This window comes from Halomonas sp. TH-94 (assembly GCF_057473365.1).
On record NZ_JBYCKL010000041.1, the window covers coordinates 37989 to 59223 of the forward strand.

Here is a 21235-nt window from a genome sequence, read left to right on the forward strand (position 1 = left end):
GCGCCCCGAACTGGGCATCGGCCAGCATCGCGCCGATCAAGGAACGAGACGCTTTATCGTTCATGCTATTGTGGCGGCTCCCTTGCAATCTCATTCGCCAACCCACATAACGGAGCGATGAGATACCAAAGACGACCCGGAGCCTTGGCATGAGCGATTGGATCACCGCCCTGGATGGGCGTTATGTGAGCGATGAGCGGGTGGCGGTCGCCTCCCCGCCCCCCCTTCAGGAGGCCATGAGCAAGGCCGTCATCGCACCGCTCGTTCACCTTGGCGTGCTCGACGTGCTTGGGCCTGGCGCTGCCAAGCTGCTGCAGGGGCAGACCAGCGCTCAGGTCGACCTCGCCAATGGCGAGTTCGCTCCGCTCACCGCCTTCTGCAGTGCCAAGGGGCGTATGCTGGCCAACGCCCAGCTCATGCAAATCAGTCCCGACCGCTACCGCTTGATTCTGCATCGTGGCCTGCTGGAGCCGCTACGCGATCATTTGAAGAAGTTCGCCCCCTTTTACAAATCCGAGCTCGCCATCCGCGACGATCTGGCAATCCTGGGTCTGATCGGCGAACGGGTGCCTGCCTTGGTGGCAAGCCGGTTCGACGTGCCACTACCCGCTGCCTGGCATCAGGCCGGCGACGAGGAGGTGCAACTGCTGGCTCACCCCGGGCCTCAGCCGCGCGCTCTGGTTTGCCTGCCTCAGGAGCGAGTGCAAGCGACCGTGGATGGACTGGGAGAGGAGACTGCCCGGGTGGGTAACGCCGTCTGGTGCCTGCACGACATACAGGCCGGGCTCGCCTGGCTGACGCCTACCCATCAGGACGCGCTGCTGCCACAGATGATCAACTGGGAAGCCCTGGGCGGGGTGAGCTTCAAGAAGGGCTGCTATACCGGCCAGGAGGTGGTCGCACGCGCCCACTTCCGCGGGCAGGTTAAGAAGCGCCTGTCTCGAGCGCGCCTGACGGGTGAACGTCTGCCTCCACTGGGGAGCGCCATCGTCGACGAGAGCGGCAAGAGTGCGGGCGAGGCGATTGCCGCCGAGCACGACGGCTGCGGCAACGTCGAACTGCTGGCGGTTCTCACGACGCGCGACGATATCGGTCCGCTCTCGATCGAGGGCCAGCCCCTCACGCTGCTGCCGCTCCCCTACCCCATCGAGCGGCTCGACCCGGAGAGCCTTGCCAAGGCCAGCGCCTAGGCCTCGTTCCCGGCGACGTCCAACCCGAAGATCCGGCAGGCGGTTGCGGTGCTCTGCGCAGCGATCGTCTCCGGCGTCTCACCCCGCAACGTTGCCACCCGTTCACACACCTGAGTGATGCGTGCCGGCTCGTTGCGCTGCCCTTGATAACCGCAAAGCGGCATGTCTGGGCTATCGGTTTCCAGCACGAATCCATCGTCGGGCAGGCTCTTCACTGCACGCCACAGGCGCTGGGCGCGCTCATAGGTGACCGCACCGCCAAGACCCACGACGAAGCCGAGGTCGAGGAACTTCCAGGCCTGGTCAGGCGAGCCGGCAAAGGCGTGGATCAGCCCCCCCGCCGGCATGTCGAGCTGACGCAACCGTTTCGAGACCTTGTCGTTGGCATGCACGCAGTGGATGACCACCGGCAGCTGGCGCGATTTGGCCAGGCGCAGCTGAGCATTGAACAGCGACCACTGCTGATCGAGGGTCTCCTCGAAGCGTGCATCGATACCGCACTCCCCCAGCGCCCGCACCTCGGGGTGCTCATCGAGCAGCTTGGCCAAGGCCACGAGGTCGCCGTCACCATGCTCGTGCATGAAGTAGGGATGCAGGCCCAGACTGATGTGCACGTCCGCGCGCCGGTTCAATTCCAGCACGGCGGGCCAGCGCTCGCGGGTCGTACCCGGCACCATGAAGTGGCTCACACCGGCCTGCCTGGCACGCTCGAACATCGCTTCGCGATCTTCTTCGAAGGCCTCGAAATCGAGATGGCAGTGGGCATCGATCAACACCTTGGCTCTCCTTGGCAGTTCATTCGTCGTCCCTGACGAGGATCCGACCAGCCGACGCTTCGGTACCGCGCAACGCAGCGCTTCGCTCACGCAGGCATTCGTGTAGTGTTTCCCTAGTGTTCCCGCGTGGCGGCGAAGCGTATCTCCGGCCAGCGCTCCTGGGTCATCTGAAGGTTGACCCTCGTGGGGGCAATGTAGGTCAGGTAGCCGCCGCCATCCAGGGCCAGGTTGGCGCTCGCCTTGCGCCTGAACTCATCGAGCTTCTTGGCATCGTCGCAGTAGATCCAGCGCGCGGTCTGCACGTTGACCGGCTGATAGACGCAATCGACCTTGTACTCTTCCTTGAGGCGATGGGCGACCAGATCGAACTGCAAGGTGCCGACGGCCCCCAGGATCAAGTCGTTGTTATCCAGCGGCTGGAACAGCTGGGTAGCCCCTTCCTCGGAGAGCTGTTGCAACCCTTTCTGCAATGCCTTGAGCTTGAGCGGGTCCTTGAGCTGTACACGCTTGAACAGCTCCGGGGCGAAGTGCGGAATGCCGGTGAAGCGCATGTCCTCACCCATGGTGAAGGTATCGCCGATCTGGATGGTGCCGTGGTTGTGCAGGCCGATGATGTCGCCGGGCCAAGCTTCTTCCACATGGGCCCGGTCGGAAGCCATGAAGGTCAAGGCGTCGGCGATCTTGACGTCCTTGCCGATGCGCACGTGGCGCATCTTCATGTTCTTCTCGTACTTGCCCGAGCAGACGCGCAGGAAGGCGATGCGATCCCGGTGCTTGGGATCCATGTTGGCCTGGATCTTGAACACGAAGCCGGTGAAGCGGGAATCGGCCGCCTCGACGGTACGGGTATCGGTCTCACGCGGTTGCGGCGTCGGAGCGTATTCGACGAAGCCGTCGAGCATTTCGCGCACACCGAAGTTGCCCATGGCGGTACCGAAATAGACCGGCGTGAGCTCACCGCGACGGTAGGCGTCGAGGTCGAACTCGTGGGAAGCGCCGCGCACCAGCTCCACCTCCATGCGCAGCTCTTCGGCCGCTTCGGTGCCGAGCACCGCGTCGACCTCGGGGTTGTCGAGCCCCTCGATACGCTTGTCATCGGGGATCCGGCTGCCCTGCCCCTGGGTGTAGAGATGGACCACATCGTTGTAGAGGTGATACACGCCCTTGAAGTGGCGCCCCATGCCGATGGGCCAGGTCATCGGCGCACACTCGATGTTGAGCACCGTTTCCACTTCGTCCATGACCTCGATGGGGTCGCGAATGTCGCGATCCATCTTGTTGACGAAGGTCAGGATCGGCGTGGTGCGCAGGCGGCACACCTCCATCAGCTTGATGGTGCGCTCCTCGACGCCCTTGGCGCCATCGATCACCATGAGCGCGGAATCGACGGCGGTCAGGGTGCGATAGGTGTCCTCGGAGAAGTCCTCGTGGCCTGGGGTATCGAGCAGATTGACGACACGACCGCCGTAGGGGAACTGCATCACCGAGGTGGTCACGGAGATACCCCGCTCCTGCTCCATCTTCATCCAGTCCGACGTGGCGTGGCGGTCGTTGCGCTTGCTCTTCACCGAACCGGCAAGCTGAATCGCGTTTCCGAACAGCAGCATCTTCTCGGTGATGGTGGTCTTGCCCGCGTCGGGGTGCGAGATGATAGCGAAGGTTCTACGCAGCCCGACTTCCCGGGCCAGATCGGCATCAGACATCAGTCTCGAATTCGTCTTGTGGCACCAAGCGGTGCGTGAATGGCAGTGGGCGCATTCTACGGCTTTGCCTCGTACAGTTGTAGGGCGAGCGTGGCGAAAGCGTCACCCAATGCACGTCGAGGGCAACGACACGGTATGATGCGGCCAAGGACGACCGCACGGAGCCCTCATGCCTGCCACCCCCTTGCCCCTCTCGACGCCCAGCCGCAACCTGGTGCGCCTGACCCTCGTCCGCGGCATCACCTGGACAGGCTTTCTCATCGCCGCCATCGTCGGCGTCGAGCTGCTGCATTTCGACATCGAGGTGGCGGCGGTCATCGGGGTGATCGTCTGCATGGGACTGGTCAACCTTTTCACCTGGTGGCGACTCGGCCGTCAGTGGGCTGTCAGCCACACCGAGTACGTGCTGCATCTGCTGGCCGACACCGCGGGCCTGACACTGCTGTTCTATCTGACCGGTGGCTCCAGCAACCCCTTCATCAACTACTATCTGGTCCCCGTCACCATTGCGGCCGCCACCCTGCCCTGGCGCTACGCCTGGATCATCGCCAGCGCGGCCATGGCGTCCTATACGCTGTTGATGTGGGTACATCACCCGGTTCCGCAGTTCGCCCACTACCACGAAGCCGCCGGCGTGAACCTCCACATCCTCGGCATGTGGATCAACTTCGGCCTGTCTGCAGGGCTGGTCACCTTCTTCATTTACAAGATGGCGCATGCCCTGCGCAGCCGCGAACAGGCCCTTTCCAAGACTCGCGAGGCGGCGCTGCGCAACGAACAGATCATCGCGGTGGCGACCCAGGCGGCCGGCACCGCCCATGAGCTAGGCACCCCTTTGTCGACCATGGCGGTACTGCTCAGCGAGATGCGCGACGATGCCCGTGACGACCCTGAACTTGCCGAGGATATCGACCTGCTGCGTCGTCAGGTCGACGTATGCAAGTCGCGGCTGCGTCACCTGGTAGAGAACACCGACCGACGGCGCATGGCCGAACCGGAGACTTGCGATGCGCGGGAGTGGCTTAAGGGAGTGGTGCAGCGCTGGCTGGTGCTGCGCCCTGACGTCAGCCATCGCCTCGAGATCGCCAACCAGCGTGGCACGCCTTGGCTCAAGGTCGATACCACCCTGGACCAGGCCATTACCAACCTGCTCAACAATGCCGCAGATGCCAATCCGGATGACGTCAGCATTCGCCTCGACTGGAATGACGCGGAGGTGATCGTCGACATTCGCGACCATGGTCCGGGCGTCAGTCTGGACATCGCCGATCAGCTGGGGGAAACCTTCGTCTCCACCAAGAGCAAGGGACTCGGTATCGGCCTGTTTCTGACCCACGCGACCATCAACCGCTTCGGCGGCGGTGTAAGCCTGTATAATCATCCTGAGGGAGGGACGCTGACCGAAGTGACCCTGCCGCACAGCGAGCCCTGAGCGACGAGGACACCATGCAAGACGCCGATACCCGCCTGCTGGTCGTCGATGACGACGAAATGTTCTGCCACGTACTCTCGCGCGCCCTGAGCAGGCGTGGCTACGAGGTCCTGGTGGCACACGATGCGGAACAGGCACTGAGCCTGGCTCGCCGTCATCGCCCCGAGTTTGCGACCCTGGACCTCAAGCTTGAGCACACCTCGGGGCTGAAGCTGCTTCCCGAACTGCTCGAAGCGGTGCCCGCCTGCCGCATCGTAGTGCTGACGGGCTACTCGAGCATTGCCACTGCGGTGGAAGCGATCAAGCTCGGCGCCGTCAACTACCTATGCAAGCCGGCCGATGCCGACGAGATACTCACCGCACTGGATCAGCAGCAGGGCGACCCGGACGCCGAAGTGGCCGACTCGCCCCCCTCGATCAACCGCATCGCCTGGGAGCATATCCAGAAGGTGCTGCAGGAGCACGACGGCAACATCTCGGCCACCGCCCGCGCCCTGGGCATGCACCGCCGTACCCTGCAACGCAAGCTGCAGAAGCGCCCGGTGCGGCGTTGATTATTGAGCTGTCCAGCCAAGATCGATATTCCAGCTCGAGCCGGTCACAGCGCCGGCCGCATCCGAAGCCAGATAGGCCACCAGGGCCGACACCTCTTCGGGCTCGATGAGACGCTTGACCGCGGCGTTCTTGAGCATGATTTGCTGCACCACGTCCTCCTCGTGCATGTCATGCAGCCTGGCCTGATCGGCGATCTGGTTCTCCACCAGCGGCGTCTTCACATAGGCCGGGCAGATGGCATTGGCCGTGATGCCCTGCGGCCCCCCCTCCAGCGCCGCGGTCTTGGTCAGCCCTATCATGCCGTGCTTGGCGCTGATATAGGCCGACTTGCCCGGCGAGGCGACCTGGGCATGCACCGAGGCGATATTGACGATGCGCCCCCAGCCATTCTCACGCATGGAGGGCCAGGCGGCCTGGGTGAGCAGGAAAGGCGCCGTCAGCATGAGATCGATGATTTGGCGCCACTTGGCCTCGGGGAAATCCTCGATCGGCGATACGTGTTGAATCCCGGCGTTGTTGACCAGGATATCGACCTTGCCGAAGCGCTTGACGGCCTCGGCCACGGCAGCCTTGCACGCCGTACCGTCAGCCAGATCCGCTTGAAAGAATGCCGCCCCGACGGCATCCGCCTTGGCCTTGGCCTGATCGTTGAAATCGACGGCCAGCACCTGATGGCCGAGATCACGAAACTGACGTACCACGGCTTCACCGATGCCGCTGGCGGTACCCGTCACCAGGGCGACACGTGGCACGGTAGACGTTGCGTTAGTCATGGGTAAATCCTTCTACACGACGATGGGAGACTCTAGCGCTCAGCATAAGCCCCGGGGCGCAATCGGGGCCAGCCCACCGGAAGTCTTACGCCTCTGCAGAAGGAGCCATTACCTGATCCATGAGGCGCTGCGCCAACCGGCTGCCCTCCTCGCGGGTTTCAAGATCGCTCAGGTCGTCGAGCAACTGGCAGCGCCAAAGCCAGGTTTGCTCGTCCACCCGCTCGGCAACGAAAGGATAGCGGCCCGAGGGCAGGTCGAAGGCCCGTCGCTCGCCCTCCGCGGGTGGTGGAGCGCTGGCAAAGGTAGGGAACAGCACCAACGACAGTGACGCGGGGCTGATCAGGGCGCCGATCAGAAAATCGCGCAGCGCAGAGTCCTGGCCCCGGTCAGGGCAAACCTGAAAGCACAGCGCATCGACATCGAGATGCGGATTGCAGGTCGGCGATGCCTCGAGCGCTTCGGCCTGTCGGCGCTTCCAGGCCTGGGCCATTTCGTTCAGGCGCCGGTATTGATCAGGCGTAGGGGCCAGCATGGGACACTCCTTCCAGACAGATGGTAAGGCACCCCGTTCGGCAGGACGCCTTTCGGCTGCTATTCTGGCAGGTCCATGCATGACGAGGAATGCCCCATGCTTCCCCAGCAGCGTCTCGAGCTCGCCGTCGCCATCGCTCACGAAGCCGGCGAGCAGATCGTAATGGCCAGGCACAACCAGACCTTCAATCAACAAATGAAGCATGGACAGGAACTGGTCACCGACGTGGATGTGGCCGTGGACACCCTGATAAGCGAACGCCTCGAGGCCAGCCTGCCCGGCGAGCAGCGACTTAGCGAGGAGCTCGCCCCCGATCGCGAGGTGATGACGACGGCCGAGTCGCTTTGGGTGATCGACCCGATCGACGGCACCGTCAACTTTGCCCATGGCCTGCGCCACGTTGCCGTCTCCATCGCCTGGGTCAGTGAAGGCAAGACGCGCCTCGGCGTGGTTCACGCTCCCTTCCTTGGCGAAACCTACACGGCCCTTCTCGGCCAGGGGGCCTGGTGTAACGGCAAACCGATCCATGCCAGCCGCAGAGGCAACCTGCAGCGCTGCCTGGTCGCCACCGGCTTTCCCTACCGACGCGACAGCCGACCGCCACTGATGCGCCGGCTGGCGGCGGTTCTAGAACATTGTCAGGATGTCAGGCGCAATGGCTCTGCCGCTCTCGACCTGTGCGACGTAGCGTGCGGTCGTCTGGATGCCTACTACGAAAGCGTTTCGCCCTGGGACTTCGCCGCCGGGGTCTTGATCGCCCGGGAAGCCGGCGCACGTACGGGACATCTCTATCCCTGTCCTGAGGGGATTCCTCACGATCTCTACGGCGAGAACCTGCTGGTCAGTGCTCCGGAGATCCATGCCGAGCTCGGTGACCTGCTGCGAGCTGCCGATGCCAATGAGCTCAGACAGTACTGAATGACTCAATGGCCGCGGCAGCTCACGGCCGGTAAATAGCAGGCTGCAATCGATTCACTAGCGGTGGGCTATTGGCCTCTGCCCTCGCCATCCGTCACAATGACGCAAGCCAAGCCAATTTCAGGAGACACTTCTTATGTTCGTGGTCATCTTCGGCCGTCCGGGCTGCCCCTTCTGCGTACGGGCTCAGGATCTCGCCCAGCGCCTGGAAAGCGCCAATGCCATCGAAGGGCACCGCTATGTGGACATCTGGGCCGAAGGCATCAGCAAGGCGGACCTGGAGAAGACCATCGGCAAACCCGTCTCCACCGTGCCCCAGATCTTCGTCGACCAGGACCATGTCGGCGGTTTTACCGAATTCGACAAGTACGTTCGCGACAACGCCCTGCTGGCATGACCCTTCCGCTATACGCCATGGCCGAGATGATCTCTCGGCCTGATGCAGCGTTCAATTCCCGTTTAACGTTTCCCGTCGCGTTGAAAGCCGTTCCTGGCCACCCCCTATACTGAAGTCCAAGCGTAGCGCATCTGGACATAAGGAACGGGACGATGCAAAGGGATGAATTTCTGCAACAACTGTGGCTCGACTATATCCACCATCATCCAGATGTGGGAATGCTACGCCTGTGGCCGACCGATGCCCCCGTCGAGTACCTGACGCTGCTGACTCTCAATCAGCCGCCCTTTTCGGCGCAGGATCTGCTGCCGACCCTGGGACACCTAGGCTATCGGCCCGTTCATCGCTACGCGATGGCCGACCGCGGCCTGCTGGTTTTCCTGATGGCGCCCCCGGATGAAGGCCCCTGGCTGGTCCTGGCGGAATTGCAGCTCGGCACGCTGTCACGCGAACCGCGCGAGAAGCTCGCTGAGCTGGTGAGCCATGCTCACCCCCAGGACACACGAGGCAAGAATCTGCTTAGCCGAGGACGTCCTTGGGCCATGCCCAGCTGGGACGACTACACCATGCTCGACGATGCTCATCCCCTGGCGAGCTGGATCGCCGTCATGGGACCCAGCGTGCATCATGCCGGCTTCGACTGCGAACGCCTTGGCCACCGCTTCGACGAGCTCAATGGCGCTGTCGAGGCAGCCGGCCTGGTGGGAAGCGACGACCGCCAACATGGCGTCTTTCCCATTTCACCGTTACTGCAATATCGTTTTTATCCCACCTGCTCCCAACGTCTGGCCTTTGCCAATGGCGACGAACACCGTATTTGCCTGGGCGGCCTTGCACTGATGCAGAAACGCTTGAGCAGCGATCATGAGCGCGCCGTGGAGCTGCTGCTGCCCCATCACACGCGTTGTGAGATCGCCTGAAGCGAACACAGCGTTATCCACAATTTCTGTGGATAACGCTGTGCAAGACAGCGTGAAAAACGAAATGGCACCAAAGAATGACACGCTCCTCACGAACTGATCATAAATTCATCACACAAAGAAACAAAAAGGCCTGAGTCCAGAACTCAGGCCTTTGGCTGATGCCGTGTCGTACCGATTCTCTCGGCGATCCGTCAGTCGAAGGTCATTTCCGGCACGTGGTCGGGGACGATGAGCTTGCCGGCGGTCTTTTCGACGATCTCCTCCACGCTCACCCCCGGGGCACGCTCCTTGAGGATGAAGGCGCCGTTCTCGATCTCCAGGTAGGCAAGATCGGTCAGGACGCGATTGATGCAGCCAGCGCCGGTCAGCGGCAGCGTGCATTTCTCGAGCAGCTTGGACTCCCCGTGCTTGGAAGCGTGCGTCATGGTGCAGATGATGTTCTCGGCCCCCGCCACCAGGTCCATGGCGCCGCCCATCCCCTTGATCAGCTTGCCTGGCACCATCCACGAGGCAATGTTGCCCTCCTGATCGACCTCGAAGGCGCCGAGAACGGTCAGATCGACGTGGCCGCCACGGATCATGGCGAAGGATTCGGCAGAGTCGAAGATGGCCGCTCCGGGGCGGGCCGTCACCGTCTGCTTGCCGGCGTTGATCATGTCCGGATCGACCTCATCCTCGGTGGGGAACCGCCCCATGCCGAGCAGACCGTTTTCGGACTGCAGCATCACGTCGATGCCGTCAGGGACATAGTTCGCCACCAGAGTGGGAATGCCGATGCCAAGGTTGACGTAGAAACCGTCCTTGAGCTCTTGCGCCACGCGCTGTGCCATCTGTTCGCGAGTCAGTGCCATCTTGTTTTGCCTCTTGTGTTCAGGGAGAAGCGATAGAAACGATGCCGGTCGCTGCCGGCGCCGGAAGAAGGTGGCGGGCTCAGCCCTCGCGCACCGTGCGCTTCTCGATACGCTTCTCGAAGGTGCCCTGGATGATGCGGTCGACGTAGATGCCAGGCGTATGGATCTGGTCGGGACGCAGTTCGCCCGGCTCGACGATCTCTTCGACCTCTACCACGGTGACCTTGCCGCAGGTGGCCGCCAGGGGATTGAAGTTCTGCGCCGTGTCGCGATAAACCACGTTGCCATAGCGGTCGGCCTTCCAGCCCTTGATGATGGCAAAATCGGCATGGAACGCCTCTTCGAGAATATAGTGACGCCCGTTGAACTCGCGCACTTCCTTACCCTCGCCGATTGGCGTGCCGTAGCCGGTGGCGGTATAGAAGGCGGGAATACCGGCACCGCCGGCGCGCATCTTCTCGGCCAGGGTACCCTGCGGTGTCAGAATCACTTCGATTTCATCGTTGAGCATCTGCTGCTCGAACAGCGCGTTCTCGCCCACATAGGAAGCGTAGAAGCGCTTGATCTGCTTCTCCTCCAGCAGCAGCCCCAGGCCGAAGCCATCGACACCGCAGTTGTTGGAAATGACGGTCAGATCCTTGACGCCGCGACGCTTGACCTCGGCAATCAAGTTCTCCGGGATGCCGCACAGACCGAAGCCCCCGGCGACCATCGTCATCCCGCTTTCGATGCCGTCCATCGCTTCTTCGTAGGAGTACACGCGCTTGTCGAAACCTGACATCGCAAAGCCTCGTCTTGTTGTGGAATGGAGTAAAAATGACAGTACCTGACCAGTGTTGACCCCGCCAATATATTTGTTAAGTTTGTTTTTCTTATCAATTCATATAATAGACTTATAAAAGGCACCCCCCGATGACCGTCAAGCAGCTACGCGCCTTTCTGGCCGTGGCACAAACTCTCAGCTTCACCCAGGCCTGTGAGCGTCTGCACCTGTCGCAGCCGGCCTTGAGCCTGGCCATCAAAGGACTCGAAGAGACCCTGGGTGGGCCGCTGCTGATTCGCAGTACTCGCAGCGTGCGTCTTACGCCCGAAGGGGAGACCCTGCTGCCCCTGGCCAAACGCCTGGTGGCCGACTGGGACAATGCCGAGGAGCTGCTGCGCCAGCGTTTCACTCTGCAGCTCGGACGCGTGGCGCTGGCCGCCATGCCTTCCATCGCCTGCAACCGGCTGCCGGGGGCGCTGCGGCGCTTTCGCGTGCGTTTTCCCAGAGTGAATGTCACGGTGCACGACGTGATCAACGAGCAGGTGATCGACATGGTGCGCCGGCAGCAGGTCGAACTTGGCATCGCCTTCGAACCGGAAACCCGGGAAGGCATCGACTTCCTGCCGCTGTTCGACGATACCTTCGTTGCCGTGCTTCCCCCGGATTCCCCCATGGCAGAGGCCGAATCGATCGGCTGGGCGGACTTGCTCACTCACGACTTCATCACCTTGCAGCGGCCCTCCATGGTACGCATCCTGCTGGAGCAGGCGTTGGCGCGTCAGCAGACCGAACTACCGGTGGCGTTCGAAAGCCACCAGCTCGCCACCGTCGGGCGCATGGTGGCAAGCGGGCTTGGCGTCAGTGCCGTACCTTCGCTGTGCCGCGAGCAGATGCATGAGCTCGGCGCCCGCTGCGTGCCATTGGTAGCCCCCCGGATAAGCCGCACTGTCGGGATAGTGTTGAGTGCCGGGCAGGAGCTGTCCATCGCCGCCCGGGCGCTCCATGAGGTGTTGCAGACGACGCTATGTGAATCGAAGTCGACATGAGGTAACGCTGGGCAGCATCGACGCTATCCATTAGCATGTGCGGCTATCGCAAGAAAAGTCACGAAACGACGGCAAGGAGTCAGGAATGGCGACCCTGAAAGGGCTCATCAGCGTACTGCTACTGGTGATCAACACCCTGTTCTGGTCGGTACCTCTGATCCTGTTGACCGTGCTCAAGCTGATCACGCCCACCCGGACCCTGCGCCTGATCGTGCTGCGCGGGCTCAATGCCGTGGCGCTGAACTGGATAGGCGTCAATCTCTGGTGGATGCGCCATTGGTTGAAACCTCAGCTCGACGCGAGCCTGCCCGAGGGCCTGTCGCCTGAACAACGCTGGCTGGTGATCTCCAACCACCGTAGCTGGACCGATATCTTCATGCTGCTGATGGCGCTGCATCGCCGCATCCCGATGCCGCGCTTCTTTCTCAAGCGGCAGCTCATCTGGATTCCCATCGTCGGCCTCGCCTGGTGGGCTCTCGAATACCCTTTCATGCGCCGCTACCGTCGTGAGCAGATCGAACGCAACCCGCAGCTAGCCGATGTGGACCGCAAGGCAACCGAGCTCATGTGCGCTCGCGCCCGGGAGATGCCACTGGCGATCTTCAACTTCGTTGAAGGAACGCGTTTTACCCCGGCCAAGCGCGACGCGCAGAATAGTCCCTTTCGCCACCTGCTGCGCCCCAAGGCAGGCGGCGTGGCCCAAGTTCTCAGCCACCTGGGCGAGCAGCTCAACGGCATCCTCGACGTCACGCTGCACTACGAGAACCCTCACCCGACCTTCTGGGGTTTCCTGTGCGGCCGCGAAGGTGCCATTACCCTCGAGGCGCGCCGACTCGAAGTTCCCGGCTGGATGCTCGACAGCCAATATCACGACGACCCGCTCTACAAGGAACGCTTCCATTCATGGCTCAACGCCCTATGGCAGGAAAAAGACCAGGCGCTCGAATCGCGTTGATACTGCTTTGCTCCTTGGCGTTGCTCCTGGCCGGCTGTGGCTCGCCTGGCGGTGGCGTCCAGCGCAGTGCCGAAGCGCAACGCAGCAGCGACCCCGGTATCGCCGGCACCTGGGTCGTGGTTCAGCGTGGCGACACCATGGGCAGCATTGCGGCACGCGCCGACGTGCCCTTGGCTCGTCTGCAGCGCTTCAACCCTGACGCCAACCCCACGCGACTGGCGGTCGGCCAGCGCCTGTTGATTCCCACCCAGCAGGAACGTGCGCCATCCGGTGGCCCCTACCGCTACCAGATTCGCCCCGGCGACACCTACTCTTCGGTCGCGCGTCGCTTCAGCACCACCCCGGCGCGCATTCAATCGGCCAATCCCGGCGTCGAGCCGACACGTCTCAGGGTAGGACAGGTCATTCAGGTTCCTCTGCGCGGTGGTGCCGCAGCGGTTGCATCGAGCCCCAGTTCAGGAGCGGCCAGCCGACCCAACGCCAGCGCACCGGCACGCACTGCCAGCCCTCCGCCCGCCCCCAGCTCGGTGCCTTCCTCGGCGCGGAACTGGCCTTGGCCTCTGGAGGATTACCGCATCGTACGGGCCTATGGCACCGACAGTCACGGAACGCTGCAGCCGATGCTGCTGGCCACCAGCCGTGGCGCCCGAGCCAAGGCGGTGGCAGATGGCGACGTAAGGTTTGCCGGCAGCATGCGCCAGCTCGGCCGTGTCGTGATCGTGCATCACGCCGATAACCTGCAGAGCGTCTATGCCTTGTGCGACAACCTGCTGGTGGATGACGGTGCCCGCGTCACGCGCGGCACCCCCCTGTGCGAAGTCGGTTTCAGCAACGCCACGGAACGCTTCGACTTGCTGTTCGACATTCGCCTCGGCGGCAAGCCCATCGATCCCCGACGCGTGCTGCGCTAGGCGTATGGCGGCCATGTGGGAAGCACTGCTGTCATCACCCCCCCTGCACCGCTACCAGGGGGTACTGGGCGAGCCCGCGGCCGGTCAGGCGTTGGCCACCCTGGACAGAGAGCTGGCCTGGCAACGCCCGACGCTGAAACTGTACGGCCGCGAACACTCGATACCGCGCAGCCAGGTATGGATGGGCGACCGAGACGCCAGCTACCGCTATTCCGGTCGCGAGTTTCACCCCGCCCCTTGGCACCCGGTAGTGGCTGCACTACGCGATCGGACGGTCGTGCTGATGGCTGAGCTGGGTCTGGAAGCCGATTTCAACAGCGTTCTGCTCAATCGCTACGCCGATGGCGGGGAACGCATGGGCTGGCACAGCGATGACGAGCCGGAGCTGGGGCCCGCTCCCGTCGTCGCCGCCCTCTCGCTTGGCGCCGAACGGCCGCTGCGATTCCGCTGGAAGCAGGGTGAAAGCGCTGCCTTCAACGTCTGGCTGCCACACGACAGCCTGCTGGTCATGGGCCCGGGTTGCCAGACACGCCTGCAGCATGCGCTGCTGCCAAGACGCATCCCCGGGCTGCGCATCAGCCTTACCTTTCGCCAGGTAGGGGCTCGCCACGTGCGCTCGTGATCACGCTTCAGCGCGCCTGACGATAGAGCCCCCATAGCAGGGTGATGAGGAGCGCATAGACCAGGCTCCCGGCCGGATAAGCCAGGAAACTGTAGGTCAGGCCGAAATCGATGAAGGCCACCGGCACCAGGGTGCCCGCCACGGCCAAGGCGCGCCGTTCGCCGGAACCGGATCCCACACCCCGCGCGAACAGCCATAGCGGCGTGAAATAGAGCCCCAGTAGTGCCAGCAAACCCGGCAGACCACGCTTGACCCAGGCATCCAGCACTTCGTTGTGCGCATGCCAGAACCGTCCCAATGAAGGATCCTGCACGCCCTCGGCCCCACGCTCGCGCATGGCGTCCTGATAGCCCCTGTTGCCCCAGCCCTGGAGCGGGCGCTCGAGAATGAGCTGAGAGGAGCCGCGCCACATCTCCAGCCTGGCACTTACCGAGGTGATCTCGTCATCGCCCGCCACGTAGAGTCGCAGGCTGGTAACGGCATTGTCGACCCGCGACGCCACGCCGGTCTGCGGCATCACGTAGAGGCTGCCCAGCAGGGTGACCAGCGCGGCCATCAGCGTCATACGCCAGCTGAGCGGCAAGCGTCGCCCGTGGCCCCGGTAGAGCACCCAGATAGCCAGCGGCAGGCCGATCCAGCCACCGCGCGAGCCGGAAAAGGCCGAGGCGATCAACCCGGCCAGGCCACCGGCCACCAACAACAGCGACCAAGGCCAGCGTTCTCGGCGGGCAAAGGACCAGCTGAGGCCCGCAAGACACAGCAGCCCCATCATCAGCCCGAGATTACCGAAGAGGATGGCATGAAACGGATCATGACCATCGGCCCGTACGGTACGCTCTATCACCCTTTGCCATACCGCCCAGGTGCCAGCCGCCATGCTGCCAAGCGCCAGCCCCGCCCATAGCCAGGTGGCCGACACCCGAACCCTGGCCAAGGCTACCAGGGCAACCAGACCAAGGGCGAAGGGCCACGCATCGTCCAAGCCGCTGGCGCCCTCACCGTGTACCAGCGGCATGATGCTCCAGACGAGCACCTGCGAACCGAGCGCGGCCGCCAGCAAGAGGTCTTGTCGCCTGGGGAAGGTATCGATCCATCCCTCTTCGCTGAGCCAGGCCGCCGCCAGCAAGAGCATCGGCACGCTCAAAAGGGCGGCCCATGGCAACACGAGTATCGACGTTCCCATCAACAGCAGGGTAAGTGACGCCAGCCAAGCCGGGTACGCCACCTTCAGTGCACGGGTCATGGCCGCAGGTTCGGCTCTCATGGAGTCGTGTTCGATCATGGCAATCATTCATCCATTGATAGGTTGCCGTCAAACGGCGTCAGGGAAACCGCCATCCTGGCTCTCCCGACGCCGTGCTGGGCGTTACCACACAAGATAGTGGCGCCAATACATCCCCGTGGGAAGTCACTCCACGGTGACTGACTTGGCCAGATTGCGAGGCTGATCCACATCGGTCTTGCGCGCTACCGCCACATGGTAGGAGAGCAACTGCAGCGGAAGGGTGTAGACGATCGGCGCCAAGAAGCGGCAACAGCCAGGCACCTTCACCACCGTCATGCCCTCGCCCTGCTCCAGACCGCTTTCCGGATCGGCAAATACCACCAGCTGCCCACCACGGGCACGCACTTCCTGAAGGTTGGACTTGAGCTTCTCGAGCAGCTCATCCTTCGGCGCGAGCGCCACCACCGGCATGCTGGAATCGATCAGCGCCAGCGGACCGTGCTTGAGCTCGCCCGCCGCATAGGCCTCGGCGTGAATGTAGGAGATCTCCTTGAGCTTCAGGGCCCCTTCCATGGCAATGGGCATCTGCGCGCCGCGTCCGAGGAACAGGGTATGGCGATAATCGACGAAGCGCTTGGCCAGGGTGGCGATATCCGCCTCCAGCTTGAGCGTATCCCCAAGCAGCGTCGGCAGATAGCGCAGGCGGTGCACCAGTCGGGTCGTCAGGGTCTCATCGCCGCCGCGCAGCTGGCGCAAGGCAAGCGCCACCAGCATGAGCGATGTCAGCTGGGTGGTGAACGCCTTGGTCGAAGCCACGCCGATCTCGGGGCCGGCATGGGTCATGAGGCTGAGATCGGACTCGCGCACAAGGGAGCTTCCGGGCACGTTGCAGATCGATAGCGCACCGATGTAATGGCCAGGCACCCGCTTGCGTGCGTGGCGCAGGGCGGCCAGGGTATCGGCAGTTTCCCCCGATTGCGACAGGGTCAACAGCAGCGTTCCCGGCGGGGCGACCACTTCGCGGTAGCGATACTCCGAGGCGATCTCCACGTGACAGGCAACACCTGCAAGCGCTTCGATCCAGTAGCGTGCCACCAGGGCGGCATGATAGCTGGTGCCGCACGCCACGAGATGAATCTGGCGAGCCTCACTCAGAAGCTCACGCGCCTGAGGCCCGAAGGCCTCCACGAGGACGCGATCGCGACCCAGCCGCCCTTCCAGGGCATTGGCCACGGCAACCGGCTGCTCGTGAATCTCCTTGAGCATGAAATGCTCGAACTCGCCCTTGCCGATCGCCATGTCATCGTGCTCGTAGCGCAGCACCTCACGAACCACCGGAGCCCGCTGCCCCGCTGAATCGAGGCCATGCACGACGCAACCCTCCCGGGTCAACTCCACGAGGTCGCCATCTTCGAGATAGATGAAGCGGTCGGTCACCTTGAGCAGCGCCAGCGGGTCGGAGCCCAGGTAGCAGCCGTGATCACCGATACCCACGACCAGAGGGCTGCCATGGCGCGCGCCGACGACGCGGTCGGGCCTGTCGGCGTCGATCACCCCCAGAGCGTAGGCCCCTTCCAGGCGAGCCACAGCGGCGCCGACCGCGGCGATCAGATCACTGCAGGCCTGCAGCTCACGCTCGACGAGATGGGCCACGACTTCGGTGTCGGTAGCCGAGGTAAAGACGAAGCCATCGGCGATGAGTTCCGACTTCAGCGCCTGGTGATTCTCGATGATGCCGTTATGCACCACGGCGACACGTCCCGACACATGGGGGTGCGCATTGTTCTGGCTGGGCTCGCCATGGGTCGCCCAGCGGGTGTGGGCCACACCGGTCATGCCGGTCAGCGGTGCCGCGGAGAGCATCTGCTCCAAGGCTGCCACCTTGCCCACTTCACGGGCGCGACCCAGCTTGCCGGGCGCCTCCACCAAGGCGACACCGGCCGAATCATAGCCTCGATATTCGAGGCGCTTGAGACCTTCCATCAGAATGGGCAGAACATTGTCCGAACCCACGGCAGCTACGATGCCACACATATTCTCTTCTCCATGAAGACGCCGCGACCCTCGGTCGCGGAGTGCTGACTAGGGACTGTGATTTGCGGTGTTGAGCAAGGGTCGAGATGAGAGCCGGCCTTCCCAGTCCGGCGGGGTGTGTCATGAGCCACCTACTTGTGACGCTCCAACACCGGGCGCAGCGGCGTGACCGCCACCGTCGACACCGGCGTCAAGGCTTCTCTGCGGCGCTTTTCCAGCCACACGAGATCGACGATGTCGCCTTGCGGCCGATAAGCCGTAGGCGCCTCGAGCAGCAGGCTGCGGATACCGTCATGATGGAAGTTGCGACAGGCCTCGAACAGACGATCGAGGTATGTCTCGAGCCGCGGCCACTCCCAGAACACTTCCTGGGCGGTCATGATGCGGGGGTGAGAGGTAGCCGAAACGTCATCGCCCACCAGCAGCTCCTCGAACAGCTTCTCGCCCGGCCGCAGGCCGCTGTAGGCAATCGCAATGTCGCCGTCGGGATTGCGCTCGTCACGCACCTTCAGCCCCGACAGACGAACCATCTGCCGTGCCAGATCCGCAATCCGCACCGGCTCGCCCATGTCGAGCACGAAGACATCCCCGCCTCGGGCCATGGCGCCGGCCTGGATCACCAGCTGGGCCGCTTCGGGGATGGTCATGAAGAAACGGGTGATGTCGGGATGCGTGACCGTGATCGGCCCGCCCGCCTGTATCTGCTGGCGGAAAAGGGGCACCACAGAACCGCTGGATCCCAGCACGTTGCCGAAGCGAACCATGCAGAATCGTGTTGCGCTCTGCTGCTTGGCAAAGGCCTGGCAGATCAGCTCGGCAAGGCGCTTGGTCGTTCCCATCACGTTGGTCGGTCGTACCGCCTTGTCGGTGGAGACCAGCACGAAGGTTTCGACGCCCGCCTCGATTGCCGAACGGGCCGCCGACAGCGTACCGAAGACGTTGTTCTGCACCCCTTCGACCACATTGTGTTCGACCATCGGTACATGCTTGTAGGCCGCGGCGTGGTAGACCGTCTGCACTTCATAAGCTTTCATCACGGTGGTCAGCCGCTGGCGATGCTGTACCGAGCCCAACAGCGCTTCGACTCGCGCCTCTAGCCCCTCTTCGCTGGCAATGCGCAGCAGATCCTGCTCGATGCGATAAAGCGCGAATTCCGAGAGATCGAGCAGCAGCAGACGCTTGGGTCCATGGCGCAGCAGCTGTCGACACAGCTCGGAACCGATGGACCCGCCGGCACCGGTCACCAGCACCACCTTACCGCGAATGTTGGCATCCATCAGGGTGGGGTTCGGCGGCACGGGATCGCGTCCCAGCAGGTCCTCCACCGCCACGTCACGCACTTCACTGATCCTGGCACGGCCGGTCACCATGTCCACCACGCCGGGTATGGTCTGTACCGGGAAACCCTGCGGCTCGAGTTCGGCCAGGATCTCGCGCCGGCGTGCCCGGCTGGCACTGGGCACCGCCAGCAGTACCCGTTCGGCACCGTAGGTATCGGCCAGGTAGCCGAGCTGGCGTGGCGGATAAACCTTGAGCCCCTCGATATAGGTGTTCTGCAGGCCCACGGCATCGTCGACGAAGGCGATCGGCAGATACTCCTGGCCATGGCTGAGCGAGACCGCCAATTGACGTCCCGCCGAGCCGGCTCCGTATATCACCACGCGTGGCTTGTGACGAATCTGGCTGCGCAGATAGATGGCTCGCAGTCCGAAGCGCACCCCGCCGATGGTGAGCAGAGCCAGCATGGCGTAGATGAAGGGCACGCTGCGCGGAATACCGAGGGCAAAGAGGTAGCTGGCAAGCGGCAGCGACAGCGCCGATACCACCACGCCGATGACGACGGCGCGTATCGCCTTGGGTCCCAGATAGCGGATCACCGCCCGGTAGAAGCCGAGCCTGATGTAGATCGCCAGGCTCAGCGGGACCAGCAACAGCAGCGCCAGCCAGGTGCGCGCCTCGGTGAGCGGCGTCCAGCTTTCCAGCCTGAGCAGCATGGCCAGCAGAAAACTGAAAGTGATAAGCACGCAGTCGACCACGAGCTGAATGGTGCGCTTCTGGCGCCGCGGCAGACGGAACAGGGTTTGCAGCAGGTTTCGCATGTCGTCTCTCCATGACTGCGGACACTTGCGTGTCCGCGTGATTCGGGGCTTCAGGCGGGCACGGTCGCGCTTGCCCTGGCCATCACTTCCTGGAGCACCGTGCAGCTCCGCGCGATCTCCGCTTCCGTCAGAGTGGGATGACACAGGAACATCAGGCTCGTGTCGCCGAGTTCGCGCGCCACGGGCAGCGGGCGTTCGGGTCGCCACCCGGTACCATCGAAGGCCTTCTCCCGGTACACCTCGGAACACGATCCTGAAAAACAGGGCACACCGGCGGCGTTGATCTCGGCCATGATCCGGCTTCGATTCCAGCCAGGCGCCAGCCGCTCCGGCTCGACGAAGACGTAGCACTTGTAAGCGGCGTGCTCGCTATGCGCGGGCACCTTGGGCACGCGAAGCGCTTCGCACGCCTCGGCCGCCTGCCATATGCGGCGTGCATTGGCCTGGCGCGTTGCTTTCCATTGCGGCATCCGCTCAAGCTGAATGCGTCCGATGGCGGCCTGCATCTCTGTCAGCCGCCAGTTGGTACCGAAGCTTTCGTGCAGCCAGCGGAAACCGGGGGGATGTTCACGCTCATAAACCGCCGCCCAGCTCTTGCCGTGGTCCTTGAAGGCCCACATCCGCTGCCATAGCGCGGCATCGTTGGTGGTGACCATGCCGCCCTCGCCGCCGGTGGTCATGATCTTGTCCTGGCAGAACGACCAGCAGCCCACATGACCGATGCTGCCCACGCTGCGTCCGCGGTAGCGGGCGCCATGCGCCTGGGCGCAGTCCTCGATGACGTACAGGCCGTATTGCTCGGCCAGCGCCATGAGCTCGTCCATTTCGCAGGGCCAGCCGGCGAGGTGCACGGCGAGGATCGCTCGTGTACGCGGCGTGATCTTCTCGGCCACGCTGGCGGCGGTGACGTTTTGCGAGTCGCGATCGATATCGGCGAATACCGGACGAGCACCGGCCAGAACAATGCTCGATACCGAGGCCAGGAAGGTACGTGAGGTGACGATCACTTCATCGTCGGCTTCCGCCCCTATGCCCAACCCCTGCAGGGCCAGGTCCAGGGCGACGGTACCGTTGGCGACGGCGATGGCGTACTCGCAATCGGAAAAGCGCCGGAATTCGCGCTCGAAATCGCGGCATTCACTGCCGGTCCAGTAATTGACCCGATTGGAGAGCAGCACGCGGGACACGGCATCGGCCTCATCCTGGGAAAAGGCAGGCCAGGGAGAGAAGGGTCCATTGAGCATTAGGATCTTCCTTGGATGGAGGTCAAATCGAGACGCAGAACGTTCGAGCCCTCGGCTGGCGGGTCTGCAATGCTGTCGTCGCCCTGGGTGGGCGTCATCGGCCGTGCCGGCACGCCGGCAACCACCAGTTGATCATCGATATCCGAAACCACCGCCGCACCGGCACCCACCGTCACCCCTTCACCGATGGTCACGCCTTGACGCACCACGGCGCCTGCCCCTATCCAACTGGTGCGGCGAATTTCCACATCGCCCGCCACGTTGGCCCCCGGAGCGACATGGCCAC

At 63.4% G+C, this 21235-nt stretch carries 20 protein-coding genes and 1 pseudogene; 10 read left to right on the forward strand and 11 right to left on the reverse strand.

Translation table 11 applies throughout. From position 1 onward, the window contains the following. Positions 1-149 precede the first annotated feature (149 nt). The gene (gene ygfZ / locus AC2VNO_RS08300) at positions 150-1190 is read left to right on the forward strand and encodes a CAF17-like 4Fe-4S cluster assembly/insertion protein YgfZ (RefSeq protein WP_486933689.1); all 1041 of its coding nucleotides are present in this window, start codon (positions 150-152) and stop codon (positions 1188-1190) included. On the opposite strand, the gene AC2VNO_RS08305 is transcribed toward ygfZ, so the two are convergent. Both AC2VNO_RS08305 and AC2VNO_RS08310 read right to left on the reverse strand, forming a co-directional pair. After that, the gene (locus AC2VNO_RS08305) at positions 1187-1966 is read right to left on the reverse strand and encodes a TatD family hydrolase (RefSeq protein WP_486933690.1); all 780 of its coding nucleotides are present in this window, start codon (positions 1964-1966) and stop codon (positions 1187-1189) included. The genes ygfZ and AC2VNO_RS08305 overlap by 4 nt on opposite strands. Before the next feature lie 113 nt (positions 1967-2079). Beyond that, a complete protein-coding gene (locus AC2VNO_RS08310; RefSeq protein ID WP_486933691.1) occupies positions 2080-3669 on the reverse strand; it encodes a peptide chain release factor 3 in 1590 nt (529 codons plus the stop codon). 169 nt (positions 3670-3838) lie between these two features. On the opposite strand from AC2VNO_RS08310, the gene AC2VNO_RS08315 reads away from it, so the two are divergent. After that, positions 3839-5101: an ATP-binding protein gene (locus AC2VNO_RS08315; protein WP_486933692.1), complete on the forward strand. Its 1263-nt coding sequence runs from the start codon at positions 3839-3841 to the stop codon at positions 5099-5101. 14 nt (positions 5102-5115) lie between these two features. Next, on the forward strand, positions 5116-5655 hold the full coding sequence (locus AC2VNO_RS08320; protein WP_486933693.1) for a response regulator transcription factor: 540 nt from the start codon (positions 5116-5118) through the stop codon (positions 5653-5655). Here the strand turns inward: AC2VNO_RS08320 and AC2VNO_RS08325 are convergent, their stop codons facing one another. Both AC2VNO_RS08325 and hybE read right to left on the reverse strand, forming a co-directional pair. After that, on the reverse strand, positions 5656-6429 hold the full coding sequence (locus AC2VNO_RS08325) for a 3-hydroxybutyrate dehydrogenase (protein ID WP_486933694.1): 774 nt from the start codon (positions 6427-6429) through the stop codon (positions 5656-5658). A gap of 85 nt (positions 6430-6514) precedes the next feature. After that, complete coding sequence (gene hybE / locus AC2VNO_RS08330; protein WP_486933695.1) at positions 6515-6961, reverse strand: [NiFe]-hydrogenase assembly chaperone HybE; 447 nt, start codon at positions 6959-6961, stop codon at positions 6515-6517. Between the two features lie 96 nt (positions 6962-7057). Between hybE and AC2VNO_RS08335 the strand changes: the two genes are divergently transcribed. The 3 genes from AC2VNO_RS08335 to AC2VNO_RS08345 all read left to right on the forward strand — a co-directional run bounded on the left by AC2VNO_RS08335 (position 7058) and on the right by AC2VNO_RS08345 (position 9196). Beyond that, positions 7058-7879, forward strand: coding sequence for an inositol monophosphatase family protein (locus AC2VNO_RS08335; RefSeq protein WP_228573681.1), 822 nt, complete (start codon positions 7058-7060; stop codon positions 7877-7879). Between the two features lie 136 nt (positions 7880-8015). Continuing rightward, positions 8016-8276 (forward strand): GrxA family glutaredoxin, encoded by a 261-nt coding sequence (locus AC2VNO_RS08340; RefSeq protein ID WP_228573679.1) that lies wholly within the window; start codon positions 8016-8018, stop codon positions 8274-8276. 152 nt (positions 8277-8428) lie between these two features. Further along, entirely contained in the window at positions 8429-9196 is a 768-nt protein-coding gene (locus AC2VNO_RS08345) for a VOC family protein (RefSeq protein WP_486933696.1), read from the forward strand. A 194-nt stretch (positions 9197-9390) separates the two neighbouring features. On the opposite strand, the gene AC2VNO_RS08350 is transcribed toward AC2VNO_RS08345, so the two are convergent. Together AC2VNO_RS08350 and AC2VNO_RS08355 are read right to left on the reverse strand one after the other, a co-directional pair. Beyond that, positions 9391-10050 carry a CoA transferase subunit B gene (locus AC2VNO_RS08350; protein ID WP_228573674.1) on the reverse strand — a complete coding sequence of 220 codons (660 nt, stop codon included), beginning with the start codon at positions 10048-10050 and terminating at the stop codon, positions 9391-9393. Between the two features lie 79 nt (positions 10051-10129). Further along, positions 10130-10831: a CoA transferase subunit A gene (locus AC2VNO_RS08355; protein ID WP_486933697.1), complete on the reverse strand. Its 702-nt coding sequence runs from the start codon at positions 10829-10831 to the stop codon at positions 10130-10132. A 131-nt stretch (positions 10832-10962) separates the two neighbouring features. Between AC2VNO_RS08355 and AC2VNO_RS08360 the strand changes: the two genes are divergently transcribed. The 4 genes from AC2VNO_RS08360 to AC2VNO_RS08375 all read left to right on the forward strand — a co-directional run bounded on the left by AC2VNO_RS08360 (position 10963) and on the right by AC2VNO_RS08375 (position 14347). Further along, complete coding sequence (locus AC2VNO_RS08360) at positions 10963-11859, forward strand: LysR family transcriptional regulator (RefSeq protein ID WP_486933698.1); 897 nt, start codon at positions 10963-10965, stop codon at positions 11857-11859. Positions 11860-11944: 85 nt separating this feature from the next. After that, positions 11945-12814: an acyltransferase gene (locus AC2VNO_RS08365; RefSeq protein ID WP_486933699.1), complete on the forward strand. Its 870-nt coding sequence runs from the start codon at positions 11945-11947 to the stop codon at positions 12812-12814. Further along, positions 12763-13725: a LysM peptidoglycan-binding domain-containing protein gene (locus AC2VNO_RS08370; RefSeq protein WP_486933700.1), complete on the forward strand. Its 963-nt coding sequence runs from the start codon at positions 12763-12765 to the stop codon at positions 13723-13725. The genes AC2VNO_RS08365 and AC2VNO_RS08370 overlap by 52 nt, the downstream gene beginning before the upstream one ends. A 13-nt stretch (positions 13726-13738) precedes the next feature. Beyond that, complete coding sequence (locus AC2VNO_RS08375) at positions 13739-14347, forward strand: alpha-ketoglutarate-dependent dioxygenase AlkB family protein (RefSeq protein ID WP_486933701.1); 609 nt, start codon at positions 13739-13741, stop codon at positions 14345-14347. Positions 14348-14354: 7 nt separating this feature from the next. Here the strand turns inward: AC2VNO_RS08375 and AC2VNO_RS08380 are convergent, their stop codons facing one another. From AC2VNO_RS08380 to AC2VNO_RS08400, 5 genes and pseudogenes are all read right to left on the reverse strand, one after another. Then, the gene (locus AC2VNO_RS08380; RefSeq protein WP_486933702.1) at positions 14355-15629 is read right to left on the reverse strand and encodes an O-antigen ligase family protein; all 1275 of its coding nucleotides are present in this window, start codon (positions 15627-15629) and stop codon (positions 14355-14357) included. Between the two features lie 126 nt (positions 15630-15755). Beyond that, on the reverse strand, positions 15756-17606 hold the full coding sequence (gene glmS / locus AC2VNO_RS08385) for a glutamine--fructose-6-phosphate transaminase (isomerizing) (protein ID WP_486933703.1): 1851 nt from the start codon (positions 17604-17606) through the stop codon (positions 15756-15758). A gap of 131 nt (positions 17607-17737) precedes the next feature. Further along, positions 17738-19705, reverse strand: a complete 1968-nt coding sequence (locus AC2VNO_RS08390) for a polysaccharide biosynthesis protein (RefSeq protein ID WP_486933704.1) — start codon at positions 19703-19705, stop codon at positions 17738-17740. Positions 19706-19755: 50 nt separating this feature from the next. Beyond that, positions 19756-20949, reverse strand: a complete 1194-nt coding sequence (locus AC2VNO_RS08395) for a DegT/DnrJ/EryC1/StrS family aminotransferase (protein WP_486933705.1) — start codon at positions 20947-20949, stop codon at positions 19756-19758. Next, a pseudogene (locus AC2VNO_RS08400) lies at positions 20949-21235 on the reverse strand (acetyltransferase); the annotation flags it as partial. The gene AC2VNO_RS08395 and the pseudogene AC2VNO_RS08400, both read right to left, overlap by 1 nt.